General features: G+C 68.8%; 23 protein-coding genes. 14 read left to right on the top strand and 9 right to left on the bottom strand.

Features of this window, described 5'->3' with window-relative positions; all coding sequences use genetic code 11:
- Nucleotides 1-145 precede the first annotated feature (145 nt).
- Both ACFRAQ_RS17100 and ACFRAQ_RS17105 read right to left on the bottom strand, forming a co-directional pair.
- Nucleotides 146-1,015, bottom strand: coding sequence for an SDR family NAD(P)-dependent oxidoreductase (locus ACFRAQ_RS17100; RefSeq protein WP_379100472.1), 870 nt, complete (start codon nt 1,013-1,015; stop codon nt 146-148).
- A gap of 22 nt (nt 1,016-1,037) precedes the next feature.
- Entirely contained in the window at nt 1,038-2,660 is a 1,623-nt protein-coding gene (locus ACFRAQ_RS17105; RefSeq protein ID WP_379102115.1) for a GMC oxidoreductase, read from the bottom strand.
- Between the two features lie 101 nt (nt 2,661-2,761).
- Between ACFRAQ_RS17105 and ACFRAQ_RS17110 the strand changes: the two genes are divergently transcribed.
- Nucleotides 2,762-4,057 carry a cytochrome P450 gene (locus ACFRAQ_RS17110; protein WP_379100474.1) on the top strand — a complete coding sequence of 432 codons (1,296 nt, stop codon included), beginning with the start codon at nt 2,762-2,764 and terminating at the stop codon, nt 4,055-4,057.
- Here ACFRAQ_RS17110 and ACFRAQ_RS17115 read toward each other — a convergent pair.
- Nucleotides 4,050-4,913 carry an oxygenase MpaB family protein gene (locus ACFRAQ_RS17115; protein WP_379100476.1) on the bottom strand — a complete coding sequence of 288 codons (864 nt, stop codon included), beginning with the start codon at nt 4,911-4,913 and terminating at the stop codon, nt 4,050-4,052. The two genes, ACFRAQ_RS17110 and ACFRAQ_RS17115, sit on opposite strands and share 8 nt — an antisense overlap.
- A gap of 131 nt (nt 4,914-5,044) precedes the next feature.
- Between ACFRAQ_RS17115 and ACFRAQ_RS17120 the strand changes: the two genes are divergently transcribed.
- A complete protein-coding gene (locus ACFRAQ_RS17120; protein ID WP_379100478.1) occupies nt 5,045-5,668 on the top strand; it encodes a TetR/AcrR family transcriptional regulator in 624 nt (207 codons plus the stop codon).
- Nucleotides 5,669-5,675: 7 nt separating this feature from the next.
- On the opposite strand, the gene ACFRAQ_RS17125 is transcribed toward ACFRAQ_RS17120, so the two are convergent.
- The 3 genes from ACFRAQ_RS17125 to ACFRAQ_RS17135 all read right to left on the bottom strand — a co-directional run bounded on the left by ACFRAQ_RS17125 (nt 5,676) and on the right by ACFRAQ_RS17135 (nt 9,946).
- Nucleotides 5,676-6,350 (bottom strand): hypothetical protein, encoded by a 675-nt coding sequence (locus ACFRAQ_RS17125; protein ID WP_379100481.1) that lies wholly within the window; start codon nt 6,348-6,350, stop codon nt 5,676-5,678.
- Between the two features lie 95 nt (nt 6,351-6,445).
- Nucleotides 6,446-8,245, bottom strand: a complete 1,800-nt coding sequence (locus tag ACFRAQ_RS17130; RefSeq protein WP_379100483.1) for an alkyl/aryl-sulfatase — start codon at nt 8,243-8,245, stop codon at nt 6,446-6,448.
- 12 nt (nt 8,246-8,257) lie between these two features.
- Nucleotides 8,258-9,946: a SulP family inorganic anion transporter gene (locus tag ACFRAQ_RS17135; protein WP_379100485.1), complete on the bottom strand. Its 1,689-nt coding sequence runs from the start codon at nt 9,944-9,946 to the stop codon at nt 8,258-8,260.
- A 207-nt stretch (nt 9,947-10,153) separates the two neighbouring features.
- Between ACFRAQ_RS17135 and ACFRAQ_RS17140 the strand changes: the two genes are divergently transcribed.
- From ACFRAQ_RS17140 to ACFRAQ_RS17165, 6 genes are all read left to right on the top strand, one after another.
- Nucleotides 10,154-10,696: a TetR/AcrR family transcriptional regulator gene (locus ACFRAQ_RS17140; RefSeq protein WP_379100487.1), complete on the top strand. Its 543-nt coding sequence runs from the start codon at nt 10,154-10,156 to the stop codon at nt 10,694-10,696.
- 103 nt (nt 10,697-10,799) lie between these two features.
- Nucleotides 10,800-11,657, top strand: coding sequence for a metal-dependent hydrolase (locus ACFRAQ_RS17145; RefSeq protein ID WP_379100489.1), 858 nt, complete (start codon nt 10,800-10,802; stop codon nt 11,655-11,657).
- 31 nt (nt 11,658-11,688) lie between these two features.
- The gene (locus tag ACFRAQ_RS17150; RefSeq protein WP_379100492.1) at nt 11,689-12,570 is read left to right on the top strand and encodes a metal-dependent hydrolase; all 882 of its coding nucleotides are present in this window, start codon (nt 11,689-11,691) and stop codon (nt 12,568-12,570) included.
- A gap of 16 nt (nt 12,571-12,586) precedes the next feature.
- Complete coding sequence (locus ACFRAQ_RS17155; RefSeq protein ID WP_379100494.1) at nt 12,587-14,158, top strand: flavin-containing monooxygenase; 1,572 nt, start codon at nt 12,587-12,589, stop codon at nt 14,156-14,158.
- Nucleotides 14,155-15,045: an SDR family NAD(P)-dependent oxidoreductase gene (locus ACFRAQ_RS17160; RefSeq protein ID WP_379100496.1), complete on the top strand. Its 891-nt coding sequence runs from the start codon at nt 14,155-14,157 to the stop codon at nt 15,043-15,045. Before ACFRAQ_RS17155 ends, ACFRAQ_RS17160 begins: the two co-directional genes overlap by 4 nt.
- Entirely contained in the window at nt 15,042-16,085 is a 1,044-nt protein-coding gene (locus tag ACFRAQ_RS17165) for a 2Fe-2S iron-sulfur cluster-binding protein (RefSeq protein ID WP_379100498.1), read from the top strand. The genes ACFRAQ_RS17160 and ACFRAQ_RS17165 overlap by 4 nt, the downstream gene beginning before the upstream one ends.
- A 65-nt stretch (nt 16,086-16,150) precedes the next feature.
- Here the strand turns inward: ACFRAQ_RS17165 and ACFRAQ_RS17170 are convergent, their stop codons facing one another.
- Nucleotides 16,151-17,353: an amidohydrolase gene (locus tag ACFRAQ_RS17170; RefSeq protein WP_379100500.1), complete on the bottom strand. Its 1,203-nt coding sequence runs from the start codon at nt 17,351-17,353 to the stop codon at nt 16,151-16,153.
- Nucleotides 17,350-18,588, bottom strand: a complete 1,239-nt coding sequence (locus tag ACFRAQ_RS17175; RefSeq protein ID WP_379100502.1) for an MFS transporter — start codon at nt 18,586-18,588, stop codon at nt 17,350-17,352. The genes ACFRAQ_RS17170 and ACFRAQ_RS17175 overlap by 4 nt, the downstream gene beginning before the upstream one ends.
- A 172-nt stretch (nt 18,589-18,760) precedes the next feature.
- Here ACFRAQ_RS17175 and ACFRAQ_RS17180 point away from each other — a divergent pair, with 172 nt between their 5' ends.
- The 6 genes from ACFRAQ_RS17180 to ACFRAQ_RS17205 all read left to right on the top strand — a co-directional run bounded on the left by ACFRAQ_RS17180 (nt 18,761) and on the right by ACFRAQ_RS17205 (nt 25,129).
- On the top strand, nt 18,761-19,981 hold the full coding sequence (locus tag ACFRAQ_RS17180) for a serine hydrolase domain-containing protein (RefSeq protein ID WP_379100504.1): 1,221 nt from the start codon (nt 18,761-18,763) through the stop codon (nt 19,979-19,981).
- 233 nt (nt 19,982-20,214) lie between these two features.
- Nucleotides 20,215-21,930: a thiamine pyrophosphate-binding protein gene (locus tag ACFRAQ_RS17185; protein ID WP_379100506.1), complete on the top strand. Its 1,716-nt coding sequence runs from the start codon at nt 20,215-20,217 to the stop codon at nt 21,928-21,930.
- Between the two features lie 23 nt (nt 21,931-21,953).
- Complete coding sequence (locus tag ACFRAQ_RS17190) at nt 21,954-22,586, top strand: SRPBCC family protein (RefSeq protein ID WP_379102117.1); 633 nt, start codon at nt 21,954-21,956, stop codon at nt 22,584-22,586.
- A 2-nt stretch (nt 22,587-22,588) separates the two neighbouring features.
- Nucleotides 22,589-23,605 (top strand): 3-oxoacyl-[acyl-carrier-protein] synthase III C-terminal domain-containing protein, encoded by a 1,017-nt coding sequence (locus ACFRAQ_RS17195; protein WP_357288319.1) that lies wholly within the window; start codon nt 22,589-22,591, stop codon nt 23,603-23,605.
- A 13-nt stretch (nt 23,606-23,618) separates the two neighbouring features.
- Nucleotides 23,619-24,623 carry a pyridoxal phosphate-dependent aminotransferase gene (locus ACFRAQ_RS17200; RefSeq protein WP_379100509.1) on the top strand — a complete coding sequence of 335 codons (1,005 nt, stop codon included), beginning with the start codon at nt 23,619-23,621 and terminating at the stop codon, nt 24,621-24,623.
- Entirely contained in the window at nt 24,623-25,129 is a 507-nt protein-coding gene (locus ACFRAQ_RS17205; RefSeq protein ID WP_379100510.1) for a MarR family winged helix-turn-helix transcriptional regulator, read from the top strand. The genes ACFRAQ_RS17200 and ACFRAQ_RS17205 overlap by 1 nt, the downstream gene beginning before the upstream one ends.
- Nucleotides 25,130-25,157: 28 nt before the next feature.
- On the opposite strand, the gene ACFRAQ_RS17210 is transcribed toward ACFRAQ_RS17205, so the two are convergent.
- Nucleotides 25,158-25,868, bottom strand: coding sequence for a Mut7-C RNAse domain-containing protein (locus ACFRAQ_RS17210; protein WP_379100511.1), 711 nt, complete (start codon nt 25,866-25,868; stop codon nt 25,158-25,160).
- Nucleotides 25,869-25,937: the final 69 nt, after the last annotated feature.

Consider the following 25,937-nt stretch of genomic DNA (forward strand, 5'->3'; position numbering starts at 1 on the left):
CGCCGCCAGTATATGCCCAGCGGTCATAGCTGTATACGAACCAGCGCCGCGATCGGTTCTGGTTCGAAGGGCGTAGATTCGGTCGATAGCAACGATTCGGCGACATTTGGTCTTCGATCGGACCACCGAATCCATCTCTATTCGTTCAGCGTTGGAGTCGATGCTCCATGAAGCGCCGGACCTGGTAGCGGTGGACGGCGGACCAGGCCTGGACCCGGACCGCCCACCAGGGCGCCACCTCACCGGGTCGGGCGGTGACGGCGTGCGCGATGAGGTCGGAGGCCTCGTCGACGGTCAGGGCGGGGATCCGGTGGAAGTCGGTGGGGGCGCTCATCCTGGTGTGGACCAGTGGCATGTAGATCGAGGTGGTGGTGATGCCATCGCCCGCGATCTCCGCGGCCACACTGCGCAGCCAGACGTCGAAGGCCGCTTTCGAGGCGCCGTAGGCCGACCAGCGCGGACTCGGCGGCATGAGCACACCCCAGGTGGAGACGTTCACGATGTGTCCCTGCCCGCGGGCGCGCATGGCCGGCAGCAGGGTCAGCAGCAGCCGCACCGGGCCGAGGTAGTTGATGTCGATGGTGCGGGTGAAATCGTGGAAACGGTTGTAGGACTCGGCGATCGGGCGCCGAATCGACTTGCCCGCGTTGCTGATCACCACATCGATGTGCCCGTGCTCGGCCAGCAGTTGCTCACCGAGCAGGCCCACGGCCCGCATGTCGGCCAGGTCGGTCGGGTAGACGTGGGCGATGCCGCCCGCGGCCGTGATCTCGGCGGCCAGCTGTTCCAGTTCGGGCTGTGAACGCGCCACCAGCAGCACTTCCGCCCCCGCCGCGGCCAGCTTGCGCGCACTGGCCTTGCCGATGCCGTGCGAGGCCCCTGTCACCAGGACGACCTTGCCGGTGACAGCCGTCCTCAACGACTCCTCGGCGGGCCGGAAGGTCGGGTACAGCAGCCGGATCGCCACCCGCTCGGTGCGTGAGCGCCGACGGTGTGGGACCGGAGTCTCGTCCACCCGACGACTGTATCCCTCGGCGCTATCCCCCGGAACCGATGATCCGCTCGATATTGCGCTCCGCCAGCGCGGCGATCGTCAGTGAAGGGTTGACCGTTCCGGTGCTGCCCGGCACCGCCGCCCCATCCATGACATAGAGGTTCCGGTAGCCACGCACCCGGCCGTATTCGTCTGTCGCGCGTCCGATTACCGCGCCGCCCAACGGGTGCGCGGTGATCGAGGCGTTCGCTTCCAGGTCGGATCGGACGATCTGCTCGCAGTGGCAGGTCATGGTGTCGTTGACCTCGCGGGCTCGGGCGAGGTAACCGGCGGCGCCGTCAGCCGGCCACAGCAGGTCCACGCGCCCGTCGTCCGCGGAGACGAACCGGCCGCGGGTGTCGTCGAGCACCATGCCCAGCGATCCGAGCAGTCCGATGTCGAAGGGCGTGGAGCCCGGGATGAACCAGCTCTCCAGTGATACGGGCGCACCCGCTTCGTCCAGAATCCGGCTCGCGGAAGGCGTGCCCTGCGTTCCCACTTCGAGTGTGGTGAGCGGCCGAGCCAGGGCGACATCGCCATTGCCGCCCCAGCCCTCGCCGATGTGCTCGTTCAGGTTCGGCAGCGCGCCGCTCGCCCGCGCCCGCACCAGCAGTTCGGAGGTGCCGACGGAGCCGGCGGCCAGGAACAACATGTCGCAGGTCAGCGTCCGGGTGCGGAGGACTTCACCGGTAGGGGCCAGTTTGGTCACGGTGACGGCATGGCGGCCGGGCTCCGCGGCGATGGCGTCCACGCGATGACCCGGGTAGATCCGGGCGCGACCGGTGTCCTCGGCCCAGCGCAGATAGTTCTGGTTCAGATCGAATTTCGCTCCGTTGGAGTTGCCGAGGTCGGAACAGCCCACCGTCGCCGACCGCAGCGATCGCCCGGCCAGCTCGTCGCGAATCACGTCCCACCGCCAGGTGCCGTCGATGGGCTGCGGGGCGTAGCCGGCCGCGCGGGCCTGTTCGTCCCACGCGCGGGAGTGCGCGAACGCGGGGGAGCGGTAGATGTCATCCGGTATCGGGCTGGGCCGCAACATCTCTCGAACCCTGGGGTAGTAGACGTCGTGCATCTCGCGGTAGTCGACCACGCCCCGGAACACCTGTTCGAAGAACCGCTCTTCCGGCTCGATCGTCACCCCGGTGAACACCACCGAGCCGCCGCCGACACACGCCGCGCGCCACACGTCGATGCCCGGGTAGACGCTCACGTCGAGGACTCCGCCGAACGAGTCGACCGCCACCGGGATCCGGTTCGCCCCGGTGAAGGTGGTCCGATGCCAGAAGCCGCGGCCGTCGGGGATCGTGTCGACGGCGAAGATGGAGCGCCACACATCGTTCGGCCAGCGCGATCCGCGCTCGAGCACCGCGACGTCGATCCCTGCCTGCGCCAGGCGCAGTGCGGTGACCGCCGCCCCGAATCCGGAACCGACGACGATCGCGGGTACGTGATCGGCCGGATCCGGCAGCGGCGCGAAGATCTCCGGCACCAGCGTGCGGTAGATCGGCGTCTTCGGGCTCTGGCCGGGAATGTCCGCCCGTGCGACGGACGTGGCCGCACCCGTTCCCGCGAGGCCCAGCAACGCTGCGGCCGACCCGACGCCCGCGAGGAAACAGCGCCTGTCCATGGTGGTTCGCTCGCCCGATCCGTCTGTCATTCCAGCACCCCTGGCAATCCCATAGCGAATCACTATCATAAAGGGCAGGCCAGGGGGCGGTGAGGTGACAGATGGCGACTCGCACATGGACTCGGTGGCTGCTGATGCACGGTCTTTTGCGGACCTTCGCTCGGTGGTCGGCGCGTCGAGGTGAGCCCTTGGGAAAGCTCTCCCTCGGACCGGACGGCCTGCTCGGCTCGTCGCCGTACATCGAGGAGATCCGGCAGCGGGGCACGATTCCCCGGATGTCGGGTGTGCACATCACCGCCGATTACGAAGTGTGCCGGCTCATCCTGCGCGACCGCAGCTTCGGCGTGGTCTCGCCCAATCATCCTGGTCTGCCCAAGCCGATCCGCTGGCTGCTGGCCAGAACGGATCCGGGACTTCCGAACCTGGGGGAACCGCCCTCGATGCTGGTCACCGATCCGCCGGACCACACCCGGTATCGGCGCACCATCGGGCAGGCCTTCGGCCCGAAGGCGATCGCGGCGCTCGAGCAGCGAGTCGCCGAAGTGGCGGAGGAGCTGATCGACCGCCTGGAATCGACGCCTCGACCCGATCTGATCGGCGATTTCTCCGCGCGGATTCCCGTCACCATCATCGCCGAAATGCTCGGGCTGCCCCCCGATATGCATTCGACCCTGCTGAAGTGGGGTGACTCCGGCGCGCCGCTGCTCGAACGCGGGCTGGCCTGGAGCACCTACCGCGACGCCGTCGAGGACCTGGTGGAGGTCAAGCACTACTTCGAGCGGCAGTTCGATGAACTCGAGAACGAACCGCGCGACGACGTGCTCGGCATGCTGGCGGCCGATGACGCCCTCACTCGCCGCGAGCAGGTGGCCAACGCGGCCCTGCTGCTGGACGCCGGATTCCTGACCACCGTGAATATGCTCGGCAATGGGATCGCCCTGCTCGCCGGCCATCCCGATCAGCTGGAACTGCTGGCCGCCGAACCGTGGCGGTGGCGCAACGCGATCGAGGAGATCCTGCGCTACGACGGACCGGTGCGGATGACCGGCCGGGTCGCGAACCATGACGTGGACATCGATCATCAGCGGATCCCGGCGGGTTCCCTCGTCCTGCTGTCGTTGGCCGGAGCCAACCACGACCCCGCGGTCTTCCCCGACCCGCATCGATTCGACGTGACCAGGGAAAATGCCGCCGAACATCTCGCGTTCGGCAGCGGGATCCACGGGTGCCTGGGATCCCGGCTCGCCCGGCTGGAAGGCGGCATCGCGCTGCCCGCGCTCTTCGATCGGTACCCGGACCTGCGTCTGGACGGGCCGCCGATCCCGCACCCCCTGCGCAACCTGCACGCCTACCGCTCCATGCCCGTCGAGCTGGGGGCGCGAGCGACCCCTAGATGAGGCCCTGCTCGGCGGCCCGGATCTTGCGGTAGACGCGCCGGTCGTAGCGCAGTGGCCGGGGGAGCAGCGGCCACGCCGTCCGGACCGTGCCCGCGAAGACCCGGAAACCGAACTCGTCGAGCCGATTCCAGTCGATGCCCAGGATCTCCCGGCCGCGCTCGGGCATCATCGCGGCGAGCAGCCAGACATTGAATGCCATGAAGGGCCGACGGATCACCGCCCACGCCCAGCTCGGCACCCCCGGCACCGGGGGAATCGGGATGCCGGCCGCCCGCAGCGCGAAGTCGGTGGTCTCGTTGGCCTCCAGCTCGTCGGCGAGCATGTGCTCCCAATACGCCTGGAACTCTTCGTAAGTCCCGAACACCGGCTGCGCCGAGAGCCCATAGCGCTCCCACCAGGTGACGCCCTCGGCCCAGAGCTGCTGCTTCTGATCGTCGGTCAGGGGGGTGCCGAAGTGCTCGTTCATGGCCATGACGGCCTCGACGAACGTGACGTGCGTCCACCAGAAGATGTCGGGATTCAGCGCGTGATACCGCTGTCCGTGGTGGTCGACGCCCTTGATGTCGCGGTGGTAGTCGCGGACTCGCACGGCCGCGGCGGACTCGGGCGGGTCGTAGACGGAGTCCTCGATGCGCGGCACCGACCGCAGCAGCCGGTCCCACGGGTCGTCGAAGAAGTTCGAATGCTGTTGCAGCGCCGCGGAAACGGCGGGGTGCATGTTCTGCAAGGTGCCGGAGCGCCCGAAGAACAGCTTGAGGCGATGGTCGCCGAAGTACTCCCACAGCAGTGAGCCGGGGCCCAGCGGTGCGCGCGGGGGCGAGGTCGTCGGCTGTTCGTTCGCTGCTGCGCTGCTCATGGCATGGCCTCCACATCATTGGGAACTCCTGCCGAAGAGTGCAACATATTCACTCTCTTTGTCGCAAGACTATGCGACGAAATTTGTCGTACTGTCGCATCCGGCTAGAATCCGGTCAGGAGGTGCGCCCGGTGGAATCACCCTTTTCGTTGCAGGCCCTGCTCACGGCCGTCGAACCCGACGATGCCGTGGACACGCGCATCAAAGAGGCTGCCCTGGAGCAGTTCTCGCTGGTCGGCATCCGCCGGACCAGCGCCGACGACATCGCCAAGCGAGCCGGGGTGAACCGGGCCACGCTCTATCGGCGGATGGGCGGCCGGGAGGAGATCACCCGGGCCGCGCTCGCCCACGAGGTGCGCCGCACCCTGGCCGAGATCGAACAAGCCATCGGAGATATCGCCGATCCGCTGGAACGGCACACGCGCGGGTTCATCATCACCGTCACCACCCTGCGCGATCATCCGCTGCTGCGGCGGCTGTTCGCCGTGGACCGCGACGAGGTACTGGGCTGGCTCACCCTCGAGGCGGGTGAGATCCTGCGCATCGCGACGGCGTTCGTGACCGCGCAGGTGAGCGCGGGCCGGGCCGAGCTGGGGCTGACCGGGGACGAGCAGGCGGAGTTCTACGCCACCACCATCGTGCGGCTGATCCACTCGCTGGTGCTGACGCCGGACGCCCCGCCGCTGCTGGACTCCGAGGAGCGGCTGCGCGCCTACGCCGTCCGCTACCTCCAGCCGTTGCTGACCGCCCCCTGATCCGCTCTCACTCCGCGGCCAAGTGCTTGCGCCGCGAGACGATATAGATGCCGACGATCAGCGCCCACGCGGGCAGGACCCATGCGATGCGGATCTCGGTGGTCACCGCGATCAGCATGAAAAGCGCTGCCGCCGTGGACATCAGGGTCAGCCAGCGCGGGAGCGCGCGGGTGATGCGGCCGAGATTGGCCAGGGAGAGCATGAAGACCGCGGACAGGCGGGGCGCGATGACGGTGATCAGGATCATCCCCAGGCCGTGACTGGCCGGGTAGGCGTCCGCGGCGGTCGCGGGGTTAACGTGCTGGGCGAGGGTGGCCGGCACCGCGAAGGCGGCCACGGAAGTCAGCAGCAGGCCGATGAGAAGCACTCCGCTGCCCAGGAATACGGTGGCGAACAGCTGGTCCTCGCCGGCGCCGAGGCGGCGGCGGAGGGTGCCGATGAACCACAGCAGCGCGATCGAGGCCACCACCATGATCAGCACGACGGCGGTGAGCCGGGTGCGATTGCCGGACTGGGAGAGCCACTGTTCCACGGTCGCGTGATCGGCGCTCCAGCCGGGCATGCCGCGCAGCATCTCCACCCCGATCAGGGTGAGCACCGCGAAAACGATTCCGGTGAAGCCCATGGCCTCGATCGAGGCCATGCGGCCGGGCCCCCGCGTGGTCGGTACCGTCGAGCTCATGTCCTCGTTCCTCGTCAGTCGGTTGAATCCGGTTGGGGGAGAGCGCCGTCCGGACCGCGTCGGCACTGGGTGACGCGATCCGGACAGGTGCGGCGTCAGGGCGTGACGATCGCGAAATCAGGGTTGGATTTGTCGAGCAGTCCGGTGAGCCGCTTCCACACCGTCGTATCGCCCTCGGCCTGGACGTTGTCGAACGAGCCGGTGCCGATCAGCTGCAACAGGCCGAGCTTGGTGAGCGTGACATCCAGATCCGAGGTGTGGTTCCGGGTCGTCGGGTAGTGGATCAACGCCCCGTGGCTCAGCTCCATGCGGTAGTTCTCGCCGCTGTCGGTGAAATGCCAGCTGATGCTGAATTTTTCGGACCAGGCCCGCTCGCCCACGACATTGAGCGACAGGGTGTCGAACAGCTGGGTGATACTCATCGCCTTCGCCATTTCGGGGCTGGGCGCGAGCAGGGTGTGGGGGATGGGGTTGCGCAATTCGAACGCGCCGGTGAGGAAACAGTTACGCCAGGTGGCGTTTTCGGCACCGTAGGCCAGGCGTTCCAGGATCGAGGCGAGCGCCTTCTTCGCCTCGGCGTGGGACGGGTCGGCGAAGACCGCGTGACTGCCCAGTTCCGCCGCGAACCGCAGGTCGCCGGAGCTCGCGAACTCCTTCACCTTGGCCACGGTCGCGTCGACACCGCCGAGCAGCTGCACGTACCGGTTGGCCTGCTCCTGTGGCGGATGCATCCACAGGTGTGCCGGGTTGGCGTCGTACCAGCCGAGATAGCGCTGGTAGATGGCCTTCACGTCATGGCTGATCGAGCCGTAGTAGCCCCGGTTGTTCCACTGCGCCGCCAGATCCGGCGCGAGCGGGAAGTCCTCGGCGATCTCGCTGCCGGTCTCGCCCTGGTTCATCCGGCGCACGGTCTGGTCGTGCAGGTAGGCGTAGGTGTCGCGCTGCTGGGTCAGGAACTCGACGAGGTTCTCCCGGCCCCAGGTCGGCCAGTGATGCGAGGCGAAGACGACGTCGGCGCGGTCGGCGAACAATTCGATGGCCTCGGCGATGTAGCGCGACCACATGCGCGAGTCCCGAACCTGAGCGCCGCGCAGGGTCAGGATGTTGTGCAGGGTGTGGCAGGCGTTCTCGGCCATGCACAGCGCGTTGCGGTCCGGGAGTAGGAAGTTCATCTCGGCGGGGGCCTCGGTGCCCGGTGTCATCTGGAAGATGAACCGCACGCCGTCGATCTCCTCCTCCTGCCCGGTCGCGGTGATGTCGAGGGTCGGTGGCAGCAAACCGAATTCACCCGCCGACGCGATCGGTCCCAAGCCCATGCCGACCACGCCCTCGGGGTTACGCTGCAGGTTCGCGCCGGAGTAATACATGCCGCGGCGCAACATGGCCGTGCCGGCGTACACGTTCTCGGAGATAGCGTGTTCCATGAAATGCTCGGGCGCGATGATCGGCACCGTGGTGCCCGGGGCGACCACGCCGAGCACGCCGCCGAAGTGGTCCGCGTGCGGGTGGGTGTAGATCACCGCCCGCACCTCGCGGTCGCCGCGATTCGCGCGGTAGAGCCCCAGCGCGGCGGCCGCGGTCTCCGTGCTGACCAGCGGGTCGACGACGATCACGCCGTTGTCGGACTCGATCAGGGTCATGTTCGAGATGTCCAGGCCGCGAACCTGATACACGCCCTCGCACACCTCGTACAGGCCGTGGATGGCGGTGAGCTGGGACTGCCGCCACAGGCTGGGCGGGACGGTGTCCGAGCCCTCGCCCTTCAGGAAGTCGAAGGAGTCGGCGTCGTACGCCGTGCCGCCGTTCTTCGCCGGAATCACACCCGGTATCAGACGGGCGATGAACCCGCGCTCGGCGTTCTCGAAATCGGTGCGGTCGACGGGTGCTGCTGTCATCGTGCTGCCACCTCACTGTTGGGTTTTCCGACTGTCGATCCAGTTCGTTCCGAGGTCGACGGCCTTGGCGACCGGCCCGAAGATCTCGGGCTCGGATCCGACGATGCCGTCGACGCCGAGCTCATCGGTGAGCCCGGTGTGTTTCAGGACCCGCGCCAGCTCCGGTTGCACGCCCGCGAGCACGAGTCGCCCACCGGCGCTGTGCAATTCGCGGTTGTAGCGTTCGAGCAAGCGCAGGATGGCGGAGGAGGGGATGTCGGGCATGGCGCGCAGCACCAGCACCAGCACCGCGTTGCGGGCTCCGGAGACGTCGGGCAGGGCGGCTTCCAGGCGGGGTAGTTCGGCGAAGAAGCTACTGCCGCGGTAGTCGAGGACGGTGACCTCGCCGGGCGGAAGGGCTTTCGGCACGGGTGCGGTGAACCATTTGCCCGCCTCGTCGCGGGTCAGTCCGACCAGTTGGATCTGGCCCGCCGCCTGCACGCAGTACAGCAGCAGCGACAGCATCGCGCCGATCACGATGGCCTGCTGCAACGGCAGCTGGGTGGTGGCCGCGAAGGTGGCGATCATGGCGGCGGTGGACAGCATCGACGTGCGGGCCACCAGCGTGATGTCCTTGACCTTGCCCCAGATCAGCTCGCCGCCGACGACCAGGATGAGTCCGCCGATCACCGGCATCGGGATGCGCTCGGCCAGGCTGCCGCAGATGACCACCACCAGCGCCAGGAAGACGCCGGAAATGATGCCGGCCCAGCGGGTTCGGGCCCCGACCCCGGCCGCGACGCCGGTCCGGGACAGCGAGCCGCCCGACGGCAGCGAGGAGAACAGGCCGCCGCCCAGATTGGCGATGCCCTGGGCGGTGAAGTCGGCGTTGACGCTCGATCGGCTGCCGTCCGGGTTGGGCATGGACGGCGCGACACTGGCGGCCTGGGCCAGCGCGACCAGCGCCACCGACAGCGCGCCGGCGGCCAAGTGCGGCATGGCATCCCAGTTCGGCAGGGACAGCCCGGGCAGCGCGCCGGGGATGCTCGCGATATCGGAGACGAGTTCGACGTCGGTGCCCAGGATCGCGACCGCCACGCTGACCACCACCATGGCGACCAGCAGGGCCAGGGCCTCGATCCTGGGTATCAGCCTGGCGACCGCCCAGACCAGGATGGTTCCGACGGCGACCCAGGTGGCCGAGGACTGCCAGTGCCCGATGCCGGTGAGCCAATTCCATACCTGCACAAGCTTGTTGTGCCCGGGCGGCTTGTAACCGGTGGCGTCCTTGAATACGCCGGTCATGATCTGCAGGGCGATGCCGGTGGAGAAGCCGACCATGACGGCGTTGGACACGAAGCTCATGACCACGCCCAGGCGCAGCACGCCCATGCACACCATGACCACGCCGACCAGCAGGGTCAGCGCGGCCAGATTGCCCGCGTCGTGCGGATCGAGTCCGGCGGTGGCGATGGCGGATTGGCCGGTAAGGGCGATCGCGCTGGTCAGGGTGGTGACCATGAGGACGGTGGAGGCGGTGAGCGAGCCCAGGATGGGCGGCACCACGCCCGCGTAGAGTCCGGCCACCGGATTGAATCCGGCGATGGAGGCGTAGGCCATCCCTTCGGGAATGCTGAACAGTCCGGTCGCCATTCCGGCGGTGACGTCTTTGGCTGTTGGTTTGCCGATGCGTTGCCGAATGCTCGTCACGCTTGTGCCCACGCGTGTGTCTCCTCGCTGCCCGATCAGCCGTCGACAAGCTGGAACCCAGATCAAGTAGAACGCGGCGCACCGCGTCCGCGAACAGCCTTACATAGACCGGGCGAACTTCCGGCAAATTGATACCGGTCTGTTGCTCAGAACTGACCCTGGACGAATCCGGACGTACGTCTCAGGATGAGACCTGATCTTCACCGGTGAGGAGTGGGCATGGTGGCCGAGCAGCGCGTGGATTGGCTGACGGGCGGGGTGCGGCGGTCGGTCGCCTCGGATCGGATCGTCGCGGTCGCCTCGGAACTGTTCCAGACCCGTGGCTTCGATCGGGTGGGCATGGACGACGTGGCGGCGGCGGTCGGCTGCTCACGGGCAACTCTCTATCGGCACTTCCCGGGCAAGGCGGCGCTGTTCGACGCGGTCATGGCCAAGTCGGCGGTGGGGGTCGCCGAGCGGGTGGCCGCGACCGTGCGGCGCTACGAGGGCTCGCGGCGGATCGTGGAGGCCATCCTGGCGTCGGTGGCGGCGGTGCGTTCGGATCCGGTGCTGGCCAAGGGGTTCGCCGGCACCCGGGCGGGCGGCAGTGACGGCGCGTTCGCCAGCTCGCCGGAGCTGGGGCGGATCGCGACCCTGCTCACCGGCGTGGCGCCGGATGACGAAGCGGTGCAATGGATTGTGCGCATCGTGCTCTCGCTGCTGACCTGGCCGCTGGCCGACGCCGCGAGTGAGCGGCGGATGGTGGAGCGCTTCATTCGCTGAAACCGGCCGGAACGCGCGCTTGTCTACTGTCTGGGACAGTCCTACACTTGCTATATCGAACACGCGGTACCAGGTACTTCGTGTCGCATCAAGGATGGTCCAGATGGCGAATACCCTTCCGGCGCAGACCTATCCCCGGGCCCGCCGTATCAGGTTCCGATTCGATCGCGCTTCCGGCGACAAGTACTTCGTCGAGAACGACATGGTCTACAGCCATTTCGTGGCCGGCATGTCCGGCGGCTTCCCGGCGGGGGAGGAGTCCTTCATCCGCTCGGTCCGCCGGGTGGCCGACCGGGTCACCGACCCGGTGCTGAAGAAGCGGGTGACCGGCTTCGTCGGGCAGGAGGCCATGCACGGCCTCGAGCATCGCAAACTCAACGACAAGCTGGTCGAGCTGGGCTATCCCATCGCCTGGCTGGACTCGCCGCGGGCCGTCGAGCGTATGCGGTGGATCGAGGAGCGGGTGTCGCCCGAGGTGCACCTGGCCATGACGGCGGCAGCCGAGCACTACACGGCGGTCCTGGCGCAGCGCATCTTGTCCAGCGATGAGATCCAGGCGATTCCCGGCGATCCGGAAGTCTGGAATCTGCTGAATTGGCATGCGCTGGAAGAACTCGAGCACAAGTCGGTGGCCTTCGACGTCTTCCGTGCGGTCGGCGGCAGCGAGCGCACCCGCATCGCGGTCATGCTCGCCATGTACTCGCTCACGCTGCCGCTGACCTATGTGACGCTGGCGCTGGCCGTCGGGCGCGATCCGGTCGCGCGGCAGCAGCCGATCCGCGTTGCGCGCGAGGCGTATCGGCTGTTCACCGGTCCGGTCTTCCACCGGCTCATGCCGGAGCTGGGCAAGTATCTGCGCCCCGGCTTCCACCCCGACGACATCGACACCTCCGCCCTGCTGTCCCGTTGGCAGTCGGAGCTTTTCGGCGACGACGGCCAGCTCGTCGACCACCTGAAGTAGTCACAACTCCATTGCCAGAAAGGACCGGCCAATGACGATCGGTCGGCAGGACTCCGCGTCCCTCATGCCCTACCCGAAGGTGCGGCGCATGCGTTTCCGGTTCGGCGACCCCGAGCCGATGGCGCACCAATTCGTCCGGGGCGACATCCCTTTGACGCATTTGATCGCCGTGCTCTCCGGCGCCTTCCCGCCGGGGGAGGAATCGTTCATCCGCTCGGTGCGCAAATTCTCCGGGCAGATCACCGATCCCGTGCTCAAGAAGCGGGTGGCCGGATTCATCGGGCAGGAAGCCGTGCACGGGCAGCAGCATCGGCGGTTGAACGAGCAGCTCGTCGAGAACGGCTTCCCGATCGTGCGGCTGTTCACCTTCGCGCCCGGCGCGTTGCGCGAACGCGGGGTGATGGCGATCGAGAACGCGGTGCCGCCGGAGGTGCATCTGGCGTTCACGGCCGCGGCCGAGCATTACACGGCCACACTGGCCAAACGCATTCTGAGCAGCCAGGAGATCCAGGACATTCCGGGGGATCCGGAGGTGTGGCATCTGCTGAACTGGCACGCCTTCGAAGAGCTCGAGCACAAGTCGGTGGCGTTCGACGTCTTCCGGGCGACCGGCGGGACCGAGGTCGTGCGGATCGGGGTGATGGCGGGGATGTACGTGTTCACCATCCCGGTGGTGTCGCTCGGCGTCCTCGCCTCGATCGTCGGCGATCCGCGCAGTTGGCGGCCGTGGCAGGTGGCGCGGCAGACGGTGCGGCTGGCGCGCGGGCCCATCGTGAAGGGCCTGCTGAAGGAGATGCGGCCCTATATGCGGCCGGGCTTCCATCCCGACGACATCGACACCGATGGGCTGCTCGCGCAATGGCAGCGAGAGCTCTTCGGCGCGGACGGCGAACTGTCCGACCGCATCGGCTGAGCCGGAGGAGATCGACATGGCAACACAGCGCGGTGGCACGGGTGCGCCGTCCGCCGTCCGGCCCGATCACGAGGTCATCGTGGTCGGCGCCGGATTCGGGGGCATCGGCAGCGGGATCGCACTGCAACGGAGGGGAATCCACGACTTCGTGATCGTGGATAAATGGGATCGGGTCGGTGGCACCTGGCACGCCAACACCTATCCCGGTGTGGCGGTCGACATTCCGTCGTTCATCTACAGCTTCTCCTACGAGCAGCGCGGGGACTGGTCGCGGATCTTCGCTCCCGGCACCGAACTGCGGGACTACGCCGAGGGCATGGTCGACAAGTACGGGCTGCGGGAGAAACTGCGGCTGAACACCACCATCATGGCGGCCGACTTCGACGACCGGAACAGTCTGTGGCGCTTGCGCACCGACGGCGGGCAGCAGCTCACCGCGCGGTACATCGTGCTGGCGATCGGTGGGCTGGAACGGCCCAAGATGCCCGACATCCCGGGACTCGACGACTTCGGCGGGACACTGCTGCACACGGCGCTGTGGGATCACGATGTCTCCCTGGCCGGGAAGCGGGTGGCGGTCATCGGCACCGGAGCCACAGCGCTGCAACTGATTCCGGCGATCGTGGACGAGACCGAGCACCTGACCGTGTTCCAGCGGACGCCCATCTGGGTGTTCCCGAAGAACGACGCCGAGGTCGGACCGCTCGGGCGGATGATGCTGGGCAATACCGGGATCCGCACCGCCCTGCGGCTGGCGGGCAATCTCGGGACCGAGGTCGCCATGAGCGGCATGGTGGCCGGACCGGCCTGGCTGACCTCGACCGTGCGCCGGGCCGCCGAGGCGCCGATCCGCCGCTGGATGCGGTCCCAGATCCAGAATGCGGAGCTGCGGGAAAAGCTCACGCCGCGTTACGGATTGGGCTGCAAGCGGCCGTCCATGTCCAATGACTACCTGCGGACCTTCAACCGGTCCGACGTCAGCCTGGTCACCGACTCCATCGCGCGGATCACCGAGCGCGGGGTGGTCACCGTGGACGGGACCGAGCACGAGGTCGACGTGCTCGTCTGCGCCACCGGCTTCAAGCTGTGGGAGAAGGGCTCGATCCCGCCGTTCCCGGTGCGCGGGCGTGGCGGGCAGGATCTCGAGAAATTCTGGGACGAGCACCGGTATCAGTCCTACCAGGGTGTTTCGGTACCCGGATACCCGAACTCGTTCACCATCACCGGGCCGTACGGGTTCGTGCTGGGTTCCTACATCTGGATGATCGAGGCCACCTCGGCCCATCTGGCGCGGGTCATCGCCGAGTCCGAGGCGCGCGGCACCACGGAGGTCGAGATCCGGCAGGAGGTGCACGACGAGTACTTCCGGCAGTGCCTGCGCAGGCAGCGGAAGAACTTCTTGTTCACGCCGGTGTGTGAGGGCTCCAATACCTACTACCTCGACAATCACGGCGATTCGCCGTTCCGGCCGTCCACGCACGGCGAGATGTACTGGCAGAACCGGCATTTCGATCTGGACGTCTACCGCTACACGGTGGGTGCGCCGGTCGCGGCCCGGACGGTCGCGCTCTCGGAGGAGGTCTCGTGAAACTCAATGCCATCGATCCGAAGCTGGTGGTGGTCACCGGCGCGGGCAGCGGGATCGGGCGGGCGACGGCACTGCGGTTCGCGCGCGGGGGATCCCAGGTGATCGTCTCCGATATCGACAAGGACGCGGCGCTCTCGACGGTGGCGCTCATCCAGGCCGAGGGCCGGCGGGCGGTCGCCGCCCAGCTCGACGTGACCGATCCGCACGCCTGGGCGGCGTTCGCCCGGGACGTGCACGCCGATCACGGGGTGCCGGACGTGCTGGTCAACAATGCCGGAATCCTGGTCAGCGGGGCGTTCCTGGATCTCGAACCCGACGACTGGGAACGGCAGCTGGACGTGAACCTGCTCGGGGTGGTGCACGGCTGCCGGTCGTTCGGGCGGCTCATGATCGACGAGGGCAAGCGCGGGCACATCGTGAACATCGCCTCCGCGGCCGCGTTCACCCCGACGCCGGTCATGTCGGCGTACTCGGTGTCCAAGGCCGGGGTCAAGATGCTCACCGAATGCCTGCGGCTGGAGTTCGCGCCGAAAGGCGTGGGGGTGAGCGCGATCTGCCCGGGCGTGATCAATACCGATATCGCCCGGCACGCCACCGCGGTGGGGGTGGATCCGCGGCTGGTGGAGCGCGGGCAGCAGCTCACCGCGCAGCTCCAGGAGCTGGCCGAACGCCTGCCGTTCTCGTTGATGAGCCCCGATCTGGTGGCGCGCGCCGTGGTCCGCTCGATCCGCTACGACCTGGCGGTGGTCCCGGTCCGCACCGAGGCGTGGCTGGGCTACTTCATGTTGCGGCTGGCGCCGGGCGTGAATCGCCGGATGACCCAGGCCTTGTCGATGGACCGCATCCAGGCGGCCGGTGAGCTGGTCTTCGGCAGGAGAGCGCCGTGACCGCTCGCGCCCACCAGCTGAAGGTGCGTGAAGTCATCAGCGAGACCGCCGACGCGGTCTCGCTGATCTTCGATATCCCCACCGACCTCACCCCTCGCTTCGCCTATTCCCCGGGCCAGTATCTGACCTTGCGCGTCCCCAGCGACCGCACCGGCTCCGTGGCCCGCTGCTACTCCCTGTCCAGCAGCCCCCACTGCGACGACCGACCCACCGTCACCGTCAAACGCACACCCGGCGGCTATGCCTCGAACTGGCTGTGCGACAACGTCTCTCCCGGCGACATTCTCACCGTGCTCGAACCCGCCGGTGTCTTCGTCCCCCGCACCTGGACCCGCGATCTCCTGCTCTGCGCCGCCGGCAGCGGCATCACCCCCATCATCTCCATTCTGAAATCCGCCCTCACCCTGGGCCGCGGCGACATCGTCCTCCTGTACGCCAACCGCGACCGCGCCTCCGTCATCTTCGGCTCCCAGTTGCACGACCTGACCCGCCGCCACCCTCGCCGCCTCACGGTGACCCACTGGCTCGAATCCGACCGCGGCCTCCCCACTGCCCGAGCCCTCGCAACGTGGGCCCGGCCCTACCGGCGCCACGACGTATACCTCTGTGGCCCAGCCGGATTCGCCTCGACGGTCCGCCAGGGCCTGGGCCGACTCCGCATCCCCGACCGAGCCATCCGCCGCGAGGACTACCGTTCACTGACCGACAACCCCTTCGAAGACCACACCCCACTCGCGGCCGCCCCACAACCTGTCGACCCCACCGCCGCCACCGTCCGAGTCGACATCGACGGCGAATCCCACACCCTCCCTTGGCCCCGCACCCAGAAACTCCTCGACGTCCTCCTCGACCACGGCATAGACGCCCCCTACGTCTGCCGCGAATCCGCCTGCGCCACCTGCGTCTGCACCGTCAAACAAGGCCGCACCCGCATGCTCCGGAACGAATCCCTCATCGAGGAGGAACTGGCCCAGGGTCAAACCCTCGCCTGCCAAACCCTCCCCGAATCCGACGACCTGCACATCTCCTTCGAGCCGTGACCCGCGGCCGGAATCAGCCCGGTATCCCGTGCCGCACAGGCTGAGTGGATACCGGGCTCGCGTCGTTACGGGCGGGTGAGTTCGGAGCGGGCCGCCGTCACCATGGTGGTGATGGCGGCCGGGAGGGCCTGGGCGGGGTCGGGGGCGAAGCGGGGGGAGTGGTTCGAGGGGTAGTGGGGCGGGAGGGCGGATTCGGTGAGCATGTAATGGAGGTCGTCCTGGGTGAAGCGGGCGGGGTCCATGCCGCCGATGTGCCAGAAGACGGAGGGGACCTCGGCGGCGGCGCCGAAGGCGCCGAAATCCTCGCTGCCGGTGATGGGGTTCTCCATGGGCATGACGGGCAGGCTCGCGGCGGCGAGGGCGGCCAGGACGCGCTCGGTGTCGCCGGGGGTGTTCTCGGTGACCGGGAAGTGGTCGTAGAACTCGACTTTCGGTTCCTGGGGTGCGCCCGCGGCGGCGGCCTCGGCCTCGGCGAGGCGCTGGATGCCCTCGATCATGCGGGCGCGGGAGCCGTCGGTGAAGGTGCGCAGGCTGAGCAGGACCTCGGAGCTGTCGGCGATGATATTGGGGCGGGTGCCCGCGTGCAGCGCCCCGGCGGTGAGGACCGGCGTTGCGGCGGTGGCGGTCTGGCGGGCGGTCAGCGCCTGCATGCGCACCACGAATGTCGCCGCCATGAGCAGCGGGTCGACGGCGGTGTGCGGCTGGGAGGCGTGGCCGCCCTTGCCGAGGAAGGTGATGCGCACCGAGTCGGAGGCGGCCATCAGGGTGCCGGGGCGGCTCAGGATCAGCCCCGCGGGCAGCGGGCCGACATGCTGGCCGAGCACGATGCGCGGCGCCGGAAACCGGTCCAGCAGACCGTCGTTGAGCATGCTCTGCGCGCCCGCGCCGGTCTCCTCGGCCGGCTGGAACAGCGCGACCACGGTGCCGGGCAGCGGATTCGCGGACAGTTCCTCACACGCGCCCAGCAGCGCGGCGACGTGCACATCGTGGCCGCAGGCATGCATGACCCCGGGGACGGTCGAGGCGTAGTCGAGGCCGGTCTCCTCCTGCACCGGCAGGCCGTCCATGTCCGCGCGCAGCCACACCACCGGCCCGGGCCCGCTGTGCAGCACCCCGACGACGCCGGTGCCGCCGACGTTCTCGGTCACCTCCCAGCCGGGCAGCGCGCGCAGCTCGTCGGCCACCAGTCGCGCCGTGGCCCGCTCCTCACCCGACAGCTCGGGGTGGGCGTGCAGATGCCGGTAGACCTGCTGCCAGTGCTCGATCATGGGAGACGCTCCTTCGACGGGACGGCCGCCGCGGCGCGCCGGGACACCATCGTCCGGAACGCGTCGGCGGTTTGCGGAACCACCAGCGCCGCCAGCAGTGCCAGCAGCGGCCCGATGGCCATGGTTTCGAAAGCCGTTGTGTACGAGACATGATCGGTGATGAACCCGAAGGCGAGCGGGCTCGCCACGCCCGCCAGCTGCCCGCCGAAGATGATCACGCCGGTGGCCGCGCCGATGTAGACGCTGGGCAGCGCCCGCAGCGGCACCGAGAACGCGGGCATGTAGGCCAGCCCCGCGACCAGGCTCATCACCACCCCCAGCAGCACGAACAGCGGGAACGACTCGGCCCGCGGCAGCGCGAAGAGCATGGCGGCGGTGAACGCCATGGCGGGCACCACGATCACCCGTGGCCGTCCGCCGAGCCGATCCGAGAGCCGCGCCCCCAGCACCACCCCGGCCGCCGCGGCCAGCGTGGTCGGCACCGCCGCGAAAGCGATGCCCGCCATGGAGATTCCGCGCTGCTCATGCAGGAAGGTCGGCGTCCACGCGGTCACGCCCCACACCAGCACGTCGTAGCCGAAGAACATGACCGCGAAGCCGAGCAGCGCGGGGGAGAACAGCACCGAGCGGCGTTCGGCCGCGGGCCCGGCGGGCGCGACCGGAATCTCGTCCTGGGTCAGCGGTTCCGGCATCCACCGCCGCCAGGCCAGGATGACCGCCACCCCGAGCACCGAGATGACGGCGAACATGACGCGCCAGCCCACCGTGGGCAACAGGACGCCCGCGATCACCGCCGCCAGCAGCAGGCCCGCCGCGTTGGAGGAGTTGGTCCAGCCGGCGGCCGTGGTGCGCTGATCGGGATGGCTGCGTTCGGCGAGCGCCTTGATGGCCGCCGCCGGGAACACGCCCTGCACCAGACCGAACAGGAATCGAATCGCGAGCAGCACGCTGAACGACCAGGCGAGCGCGGTCAACCCGGTGAAGACCGACCAGGCGGTCAATCCGACGATCCCCACCCGCAGCGCCCCGTACCGATCCGCGAGCAGACCCCCGGGCACCTGGATGATCGCGTACGCGACGAAGAACACCGACACCAACAGCCCCTGCTGCGTGTGGTCCAACCCCAGGTCCTCGCCGATCGACGGCAGCGCGAAATTGATCACGGTCCGATCGATGTAGTCGACAACCCAGGCCGCGAACAGCAGCATGACGGTTATCCGCGTGGTGCGTGGCATCAGGCCCCTTCACGACGGGAGTGGCTGCATGCCACAGTGGCCCCCGAATCCGAGAATAGGGGCGATTTGCCCGATATTGCCATACGAACCGGGCCCCGCGGCCGACCCGGCGGCGGCTGACGCGCCGGTGCCGCTACCGGCCCGAAAGCCGGTCCCCGTAGGCTCGCCGACGATGAGCGAGACGATGACGCACGGGTACGTGGCCGAGGGCTACGGCCGGGTCGCCGACGCCTTCCGCCGCAATTTCCGGCACGGCGAGATCGGCGCGGCGGTCGCCGTCTTCGACGGCGACACCCCCGTGGTGGACCTGTGGGGCGGCCCGCGCGACCCGGTGCGCGGACTCCCGTGGGAGCGCGACACCATCGCGCCCGTCTTCTCCTGCACGAAGGGCGTCGCGGCGCTGATCCTGGCCATGCTCGTCTCGCGCGGGCAGCTGGACTACGACGAGCCCGTGGTGCGGTACTGGCCGGAATTCGCGGCCCACGGCAAGGATGCGGTGACCGTCCGCCAGCTCATCGACCATCAGGTGGGCCTGCACATCCTGCGCGACACCCGGATGACCCTCGACGACCTGCACGATCTGGACGGTGTGGCCGCGGTGCTGGCGGCTCAGCGCCCCGGGTGGACGCCGGGCACCCGGCAGGGCTACCACCCGGTCAGTATCGGGCTGTATCTCAATGAACTGGTTCGTCGCGCGGACCCGGCCGGGCGCAGCATCCGGACCTTCCTCACCGAGGAGATCTCCGGTCCGCTGGGCGTCGATGTCACCCTCGGCCTGGACGCGGACCTGGGCGGTGACCGGATCGCCCGCCTGACCCGCACGACCGGTCTGGACCTGCGGCACGAGCGGAACCTGCCGTGGAATCAGGCGATTCCGGCGCTGCTGCGCCGCGGTCAGCTCTTCCGCGCCCTGTCGGTTCCGGACCTGGGCATGCCCGAGGATTTCGTGCGCCCCGAGATCATGTCGGTCGAGTTGCCCGGCAGCAATGGCGTCGGCTCGGCGCGCGGCCTGGCCCGCATCTACGCGGCGGGCCAAACCGGCGAGTTGCCGATCGCGCCGGAGGTGCGGGCCCGCATCGCCGACCCGGGCCCGGTGCCCGCCCCGGATGCCGTGCTGCGTACTCCGACCCGATTCCACCTGGGCTTCCGGAAGTCGTGTCCCGCCTTCCCCTTCGGCTCATCCGACCACCGCGCCTACGGCACGCCTGGAATGGGTGGTTCGCTCGGTTTCGCTGATCCGGCGACCGGGCTCTCCTTCGCCTACGTCCCCAATCGGCTGGGTCTCACCCTCAATGGCGACCGGCGCTGCCTACGCCTGGCCCGCGCGGTGTTCGACTCCTCGACACGCCGAACGCGCACGCGCACTGAACCACAGCGGTCCGCCGCTCGTTGATCCGGATGTACCGGCCGCCGGCCGGTAGCCGTCCAGATGCGGTCCGGATTTCCCCCTGTGCCCGGACCGGGGCCCCGCCGGGATGTCCCCGGTGGGGTCTTCGCGTAGCCAAAGTGCCTGTACGGCAGCATCTTTCGGGCATGTCTGTGACCTGAGACACATTGATCGAGGTCCTTCCGGCCGGATACCTTGTGTGCGATGCATCGTGGACAAGGCAATACGAACGGGGGATCGTGACCCAGAGCGAACGCGCGGCCCGAACCGTCGCCGACCTCGTCGTCGAACGGCTCGCGATCCACGCCGACCACGTCTTCGGCGTCGGCGGGGCCAATATCGAGGACGTCTACGACGCCCTGCACCGGCATCCGGAGCTCACCGGCATCATCGCCAAACACGAGTTCGGCGCGGCCACCATGGCCGACGGGTACGCCCGCGCCACCAACCGGCTCGGTGTGGTGGTCGCGACCTCCGGCGGAGGCGCCATGAATCTGCTTGCGGCCCTCGCGGAATCGTTCGACTCCCGAGTCCCGGTCCTCGCCCTGGTGGGGCAGCCGCCACTGGGGCTGGAGGGCCGGGGCGCCTTTCAGGACACCAGCGGGGTTCCCGGCCGCATCGATGCCGAGCGGCTCTTCGCCCAGGTCACCCGCCACTGCGTGAAAGTTCGTCGGCCGCAGGACATCTCGGTGGAGCTCGACCGGGCGATCGCGGCGGCGCTGGCCGGTGGCCCGGCTGTCCTGTTGCTGCCCAAGGACATCCAGGCCGCTCCGCTCATCGAGGGCGATCGGGCGACGGCCGAACCGCAGGCTCAGGGCAGTGACACCGCCGCAGCGCAGCCCGATGATCGAGTGCTGCTGCCCGATGACGTCGTGGATCTGCTGGCAGGACTGCCGCAGGGGAGTCCGACGGTAGTCATCGCCGGGCCCGAGGTCGCCGCGGCCGACGCGCGCGCCGAACTGGCGACCGTCGTGCGGGCACTCGACGCGACGGTCCTGGTCACCCCGGACGCGAAGGACGCGTACTCGAACGCGGATCCCCGCTTCGCCGGTGTGGTCGGCGTGATGGGTCATCCGAACGCCGCCCGCCTGGTGTCCGAGGCGGAACTCTGCCTGCTGGCGGGAGCTCCACTCCCGCTCACCGCCCGCGCCGGACTGGACACCGCCCTCGCCGCCTGTCCACGGGTCGTGTATCTGGGTATCGAGCGGCCTTTCGTCCCGGTGCACGCCGAGGCGCGTGGTCCGCTGGCCGCCGCGCTGCGCGGTGTCGCGAACTCGACCCACGGGACCGAGGGTGCGCACCTCGAGCCGGGCTCCACCGGCGTACAACCCGATCGCCTGCCCTTGCCCGAGTTGTCCGTGCCGCCCGCGTCCGGGCCCGGGCTGCGGTACCGCCCCGCCGTGGCGGCCATCGAAGCGGCACTGGACCCCGGCACCGACGTGGTCGCCGACGCCGGGAACACCGGCGCGGCCGTCGTGCACCACCTCGGAATCCCCGAGGGCGGCCGGTTTCTCATCGCCCTGGGCATGGGCGGCATGGGCTATGCGTTCGGCGCCGGCATCGGCTGCGCGCTGGGCCGCGGCCGCCGCACCGTGGTGATCGCCGGGGACGGCGCGTATTTCATGCACGGCCACGAGGTGCACACCGCGGTCGAGTACCAGGTGCCGGTCACCTTCATCGTGTTCAACAACAATGCCCACGCCATGTGCGTGACCCGCGAGCAGGTCTTCTACTCCGGCGAGTACAGCTTCAACAGATTCCGCGCGTCGGAGATCGGCGCGGGCGCCGCCGCCCTGTTCCCGGAGCTCCCGGCCTGGACCGCGCGCACCCTCCCCGACTTCGAGCAAGCCCTCGACAAATCGCGGGCGATACCGGGGCCCGCGTTCATCGAACTGCAGTGTGACCCGGACGAATTCCCACCCTTCGCACCGTTCCTGAAGGAGTCTTTCGCATGACCGAGACCGTCGCCGACGAGCCGATCGAAGTCCCGGAGCTGGACGTGCCGGGCGTGTACCGCATCGAGACCATGGCCCTCAAGGAGGGCATGCCGCTGGTCCTGGACATGACCCGCGCCGTGTACCCGCACGACGAGATCTACGGACAGTACTGCACCGTCACCGAATACGTGGCCGCGCCGCCGGACGAGGTGTACGCCTACCTGGCCGACACCCGCAGCCTGTGCGAATGGACCTACAGCATGCGCGGTTTCGAGCGCACCGCCGATCCCGAGGTGTGGGTGTCCGACGACCGCATCGGCTCGCACACCCGCATCTTCACCCGCACCGTCGCCAACCCCGAGGCTCGCACCGTCGACTACCACTGCGCCTGGGACCAGGCCGACCACCTGTGGATGGTCTACCTGATGCGGGTGGTGGACGCGCAGGTGGTGCTGAACAAGCCGGGTTCGGTCGTCACCTGGACCAATTGCCACCACCCCTTCTACGAGGACAACGCCTACCCCGAGACCGCGCCCGAGGGCCGCCCGGTGTGGGTCGGCGACTTCTGGCACCTCTTCGCCGCCGGGCACCTGCTGGAACTGCGCAATCTCAAAGCGATCTGCGAACACCGGCACGCCGCCGGGCAGCCGATCAAGCCGGAATGGATGGACTGATCATGAGCGCCGACACCGTGAGCCTGCTCGATGTCGCCGGGTACCTGCCCGAGACCATCGTCTCCGCCGACTATTTCGCGCAGTACGCCGACCCGGACGAGGTCACCTCGAACCTCATGTTCAAGGCCCCCAAGTTCCGCCGCCATGTCGCGCCGGGCGAGACCCCGGCCGATATGGCCGAGCGCGCGGTCGCTCCGATCCTGGACCGGCACGGCCGGGACGTGTTGCGCGGCATCGACATTCTGATCGTGCACACCCAGCTGCCCGATATCGGCATCGTCGGCAGCGGCGGGGATGTGGCGGCCCGGCTCGGCATCGCGCCGGAGTGGCTGATCGACCTGCACAATGGCGGCTGCGCGTCGTTCGTGTACGGCATGAAGCTGGCCCGCCAGATCCTGCTGTCCTCCGACGCCCGCTCGGCGCTGGTGGTCACCATCCAGAACGTGGCCGGTCAGGTCTTCACCCAGGAGCAGGTGCGCGGCAAGGCACAGGCCGCCATTCCGGGTGACGGGGCGGGCGCGGGACTGCTGGTGAAATCCGGTGATTCGCCGATCCTCGATATCGAGACCCGCCACCTGCCCGAGTTCTCCGGGCAGATGACCGTGATCGCCGACCCGCCGCGCCGCTACTGGGAGGCCGGCAGCGGTGAGATGCACGTCGGCTTCACCGAATCCAAGATCGCCAAGGTGCTGCAGCGCGGCAACCGGCTGGTCCCCGAGGTCGCGTCGGCGGTGTGCGGCCGGATCGGCGTGCCCACCCAGGACCTGGACCTCTTGGTCACCAATCAACCCAATAGAGCCTTCCTGCGCAATTGGAGAGACGCCCTGCAACTGCCGCAGGAACGGCATCCCGACACCTTCGACGACTGCGGAAACCTGTTCGGCGCGGGCATTCCGGTCACCTTCGACCGCGCGGTCGACGAGGGCCGGGTGCCGGCCGGATCGCTGGTCATGTTCGCGGGCTTCGCGCACGCGGGCGATTTCGCGGGGGCCGCCGCCCTCCGCTGGGGCGGACGCTGAAGGGGGCGGCGCCGTGAGTCCCCTGGTGACGGCCGGACATCGGCTGCAGCTCAACGAGATTCCCTACGGCCCGCCGCCCTCGGTGCAGGAGGCGCTCAGCGCGGCGCTGGCCTCGGCCAACCGGTATCCGGAATTCCTGCCCCGCCGCCTGCCCCGGCTGATCGCCGAACGGCTCGGCTGCCCGCCCGATCGGATCGTGGTGGGCGCGGGCGCGACCGGCGTGATCATGCACATCGTCCAGGAATTCGGGACGGGTGGCGCCGAGGTGGTGATGGCGACGCCCACCTTCGACGGATTTCCCATCCTGACCAGCATGGCGGGTGGGCGGCCGATCACGGTGCCGCTCAACGATTCCGGGTGCCAGGATCTCCCGGCGCTGGCCGCCGCGGTCACCGGGAGAACCCGGCTGCTGGTGGTCTGCAGCCCGCACAACCCCACCGGAACCCTGGTTCCGGCAGAGGAATTCGAGAATCTCCTGAAGGAAGTTCCGGATACCGTCACCGTGGTCCTCGACGAGGCGTACGTGGACTTCGTGTCGGGCGCCGATCGCATCGATGTGTTCGCCCTGTTGGATCGACATCCGAACCTGCTCGTCCTGCGTACCTTCTCCAAGGCGTACGGTCTGGCCGCGCTGCGGGTCGGCTACGCGCTCGGGGCCCCGCGGCTGATCACGCGAATAGCCCGCTGGCAGTTGCCTTTCGGCATGACCGCGCTGGCCGAGGTAGCGGTGCGGGCCTGCTACGAGGCCGAATCCGAGATCGAGGCGCGGGTCGCGACCCTGGCCGCGCACCGCGACCGGCTCACCACCGGACTGCGGGCAGTCGGTCTCTCGGTGCCCGACAGCTACGCCAATTTCTCCTACCTGACCCTGCCCGGTCCCGAGGCCGATCGGGTCGCGACCGCGCTGGCGGGCGCGGACATCCACGTCAAGTCCTATCCCACCGGTATCCGCATCACCGTCGGTGATCGGGCGGCCACGGACGCGGTGCTCGCCACGGTCCGCAGTACAGTGCAGTAATGCAAGAACATCCGCCTTCCGCACCCGCTGGGGCCGGAGCGGACGAGGAGATCGATTACGCGCTGCTCTCGCTCAATGCCCAGCTGTGCTTCGCGCTGTACTCCACGTCGCGATCCATGACCGCCGCCTACCGGCCGTTCCTGGACGATATGAATCTGACCTACCCGCAATACCTGGTGCTGCTGGCGCTGTGGGAGCGTCCCGGCATCGCCATGAAGGACCTGGGCGAACAGGTGCACCTCGACTACGGCACCCTCTCCCCGCTGGTCCAGCGACTACAGGCGCGCGGCCTGGTGGAGAGCGTGCGCAGCGCCACCGACGGCCGGGCCGTGGTCCTGCACGCCACCGAGGCCAGCCGGGAACTCCAGCAGGGCGCGCAGCAGATGATCCGCACCGTGCTGGATCTGGTGGGAGTTCCGGTGGAGGACATCGAAGTCCTGCGCGACCAGGTCAAGGCCCTCGGCGCGCGCCTGGACGCGGCCGCGGCCGCCGCACGCGCCCGCTGACCGGACCCGACCCGCCGGCTACCGTCGCTCAGGCGAATTTCGCCAATGCGTCGGCCACGATGGCGTCCAGACGCGCGTGGTGCGCGCCCTTCCAATAGGTCTGGCCGCAGTCGACGCACTCGGCGAAGGTGTCGTAGCTCTGGCCGGTGTTGTCCGGCAGGCGGTCGCGGACCGTGGCCGGGTCGGCGGGGCGGAGCGCGCCGTTGCAGGAGGTACAGCGGGTCCACGGGGCCAGGCGCGGGGCGAAGCGGGACAGGATGTCGTCCAGCTGCTCGGCGGGGTGGTGGCTGTACACGTAGGCGCCGGAATAGATTTCGCGGCGGCGCAGCAGGCCGCGGTCGCGGGAGAGCAGGACCCGCTGCTCGGCGGCGGAACGGGAGGCCAGCGCGGCGTCGCCGATATCGGGATTCTCGTAGGCCGCATCGATTCCCAGCAGACGCAGGCGGCGCGCCAGGGTGCCCAGATGGATGTCGAGCAGGAAGCGCAGCGGCTCGGCGCACGGTTGCGGGCGGGCCACGGCCGACACGGTGATCTTCTCGCCGCCGCGCGGAATGTGGCCGGTGGCAACGGATTCGCCGTCCACCAGGACCGTGCCCACCTCGGTGAGCGGCACGCCCAGCGACTCCACCACGTGCCCCAGCGTCGAGGTGCCGTCCACCCGGACCGGCGTGCGGTCCCGCTGACCGACGAACACGCGCAGCTCCGGCGCGAACTCGACGGTGATTTCCCCTGCGTTCACCAGCCCAGGATCCCAGAAATCGGGTACCCGCGAGCAACTCGTTTTCCGCCCGGGGTGCGCCGGCGGTCT

It is taken from the genome of Nocardia sp. NPDC056611 (assembly GCF_042792755.1).
GTDB lineage: Bacteria > Actinomycetota > Actinomycetes > Mycobacteriales > Mycobacteriaceae > Nocardia.

Coding starts and splice junctions, on each gene's coding strand:
- ACFRAQ_RS17145 (WP_379100489.1), top strand. CDS start 10,800: ATGGCGAATACCCTTCCGGCGCAGACCTATCCCCGGGCCCGCCGTATC.
- ACFRAQ_RS17130 (WP_379100483.1), bottom strand. CDS start 8,245: ATGACAGCAGCACCCGTCGACCGCACCGATTTCGAGAACGCCGAGCGC.
- ACFRAQ_RS17170 (WP_379100500.1), bottom strand. CDS start 17,353: ATGATCGAGCACTGGCAGCAGGTCTACCGGCATCTGCACGCCCACCCC.
- ACFRAQ_RS17125 (WP_379100481.1), bottom strand. CDS start 6,350: ATGAGCTCGACGGTACCGACCACGCGGGGGCCCGGCCGCATGGCCTCG.
- ACFRAQ_RS17140 (WP_379100487.1), top strand. CDS start 10,154: ATGGTGGCCGAGCAGCGCGTGGATTGGCTGACGGGCGGGGTGCGGCGG.
- ACFRAQ_RS17110 (WP_379100474.1), top strand. CDS start 2,762: ATGGCGACTCGCACATGGACTCGGTGGCTGCTGATGCACGGTCTTTTG.
- ACFRAQ_RS17180 (WP_379100504.1), top strand. CDS start 18,761: ATGAGCGAGACGATGACGCACGGGTACGTGGCCGAGGGCTACGGCCGG.
- ACFRAQ_RS17175 (WP_379100502.1), bottom strand. CDS start 18,588: ATGCCACGCACCACGCGGATAACCGTCATGCTGCTGTTCGCGGCCTGG.
- ACFRAQ_RS17115 (WP_379100476.1), bottom strand. CDS start 4,913: ATGAGCAGCGCAGCAGCGAACGAACAGCCGACGACCTCGCCCCCGCGC.
- ACFRAQ_RS17105 (WP_379102115.1), bottom strand. CDS start 2,660: ATGGACAGGCGCTGTTTCCTCGCGGGCGTCGGGTCGGCCGCAGCGTTG.
- ACFRAQ_RS17195 (WP_357288319.1), top strand. CDS start 22,589: ATGAGCGCCGACACCGTGAGCCTGCTCGATGTCGCCGGGTACCTGCCC.
- ACFRAQ_RS17150 (WP_379100492.1), top strand. CDS start 11,689: ATGACGATCGGTCGGCAGGACTCCGCGTCCCTCATGCCCTACCCGAAG.
- ACFRAQ_RS17155 (WP_379100494.1), top strand. CDS start 12,587: ATGGCAACACAGCGCGGTGGCACGGGTGCGCCGTCCGCCGTCCGGCCC.
- ACFRAQ_RS17205 (WP_379100510.1), top strand. CDS start 24,623: ATGCAAGAACATCCGCCTTCCGCACCCGCTGGGGCCGGAGCGGACGAG.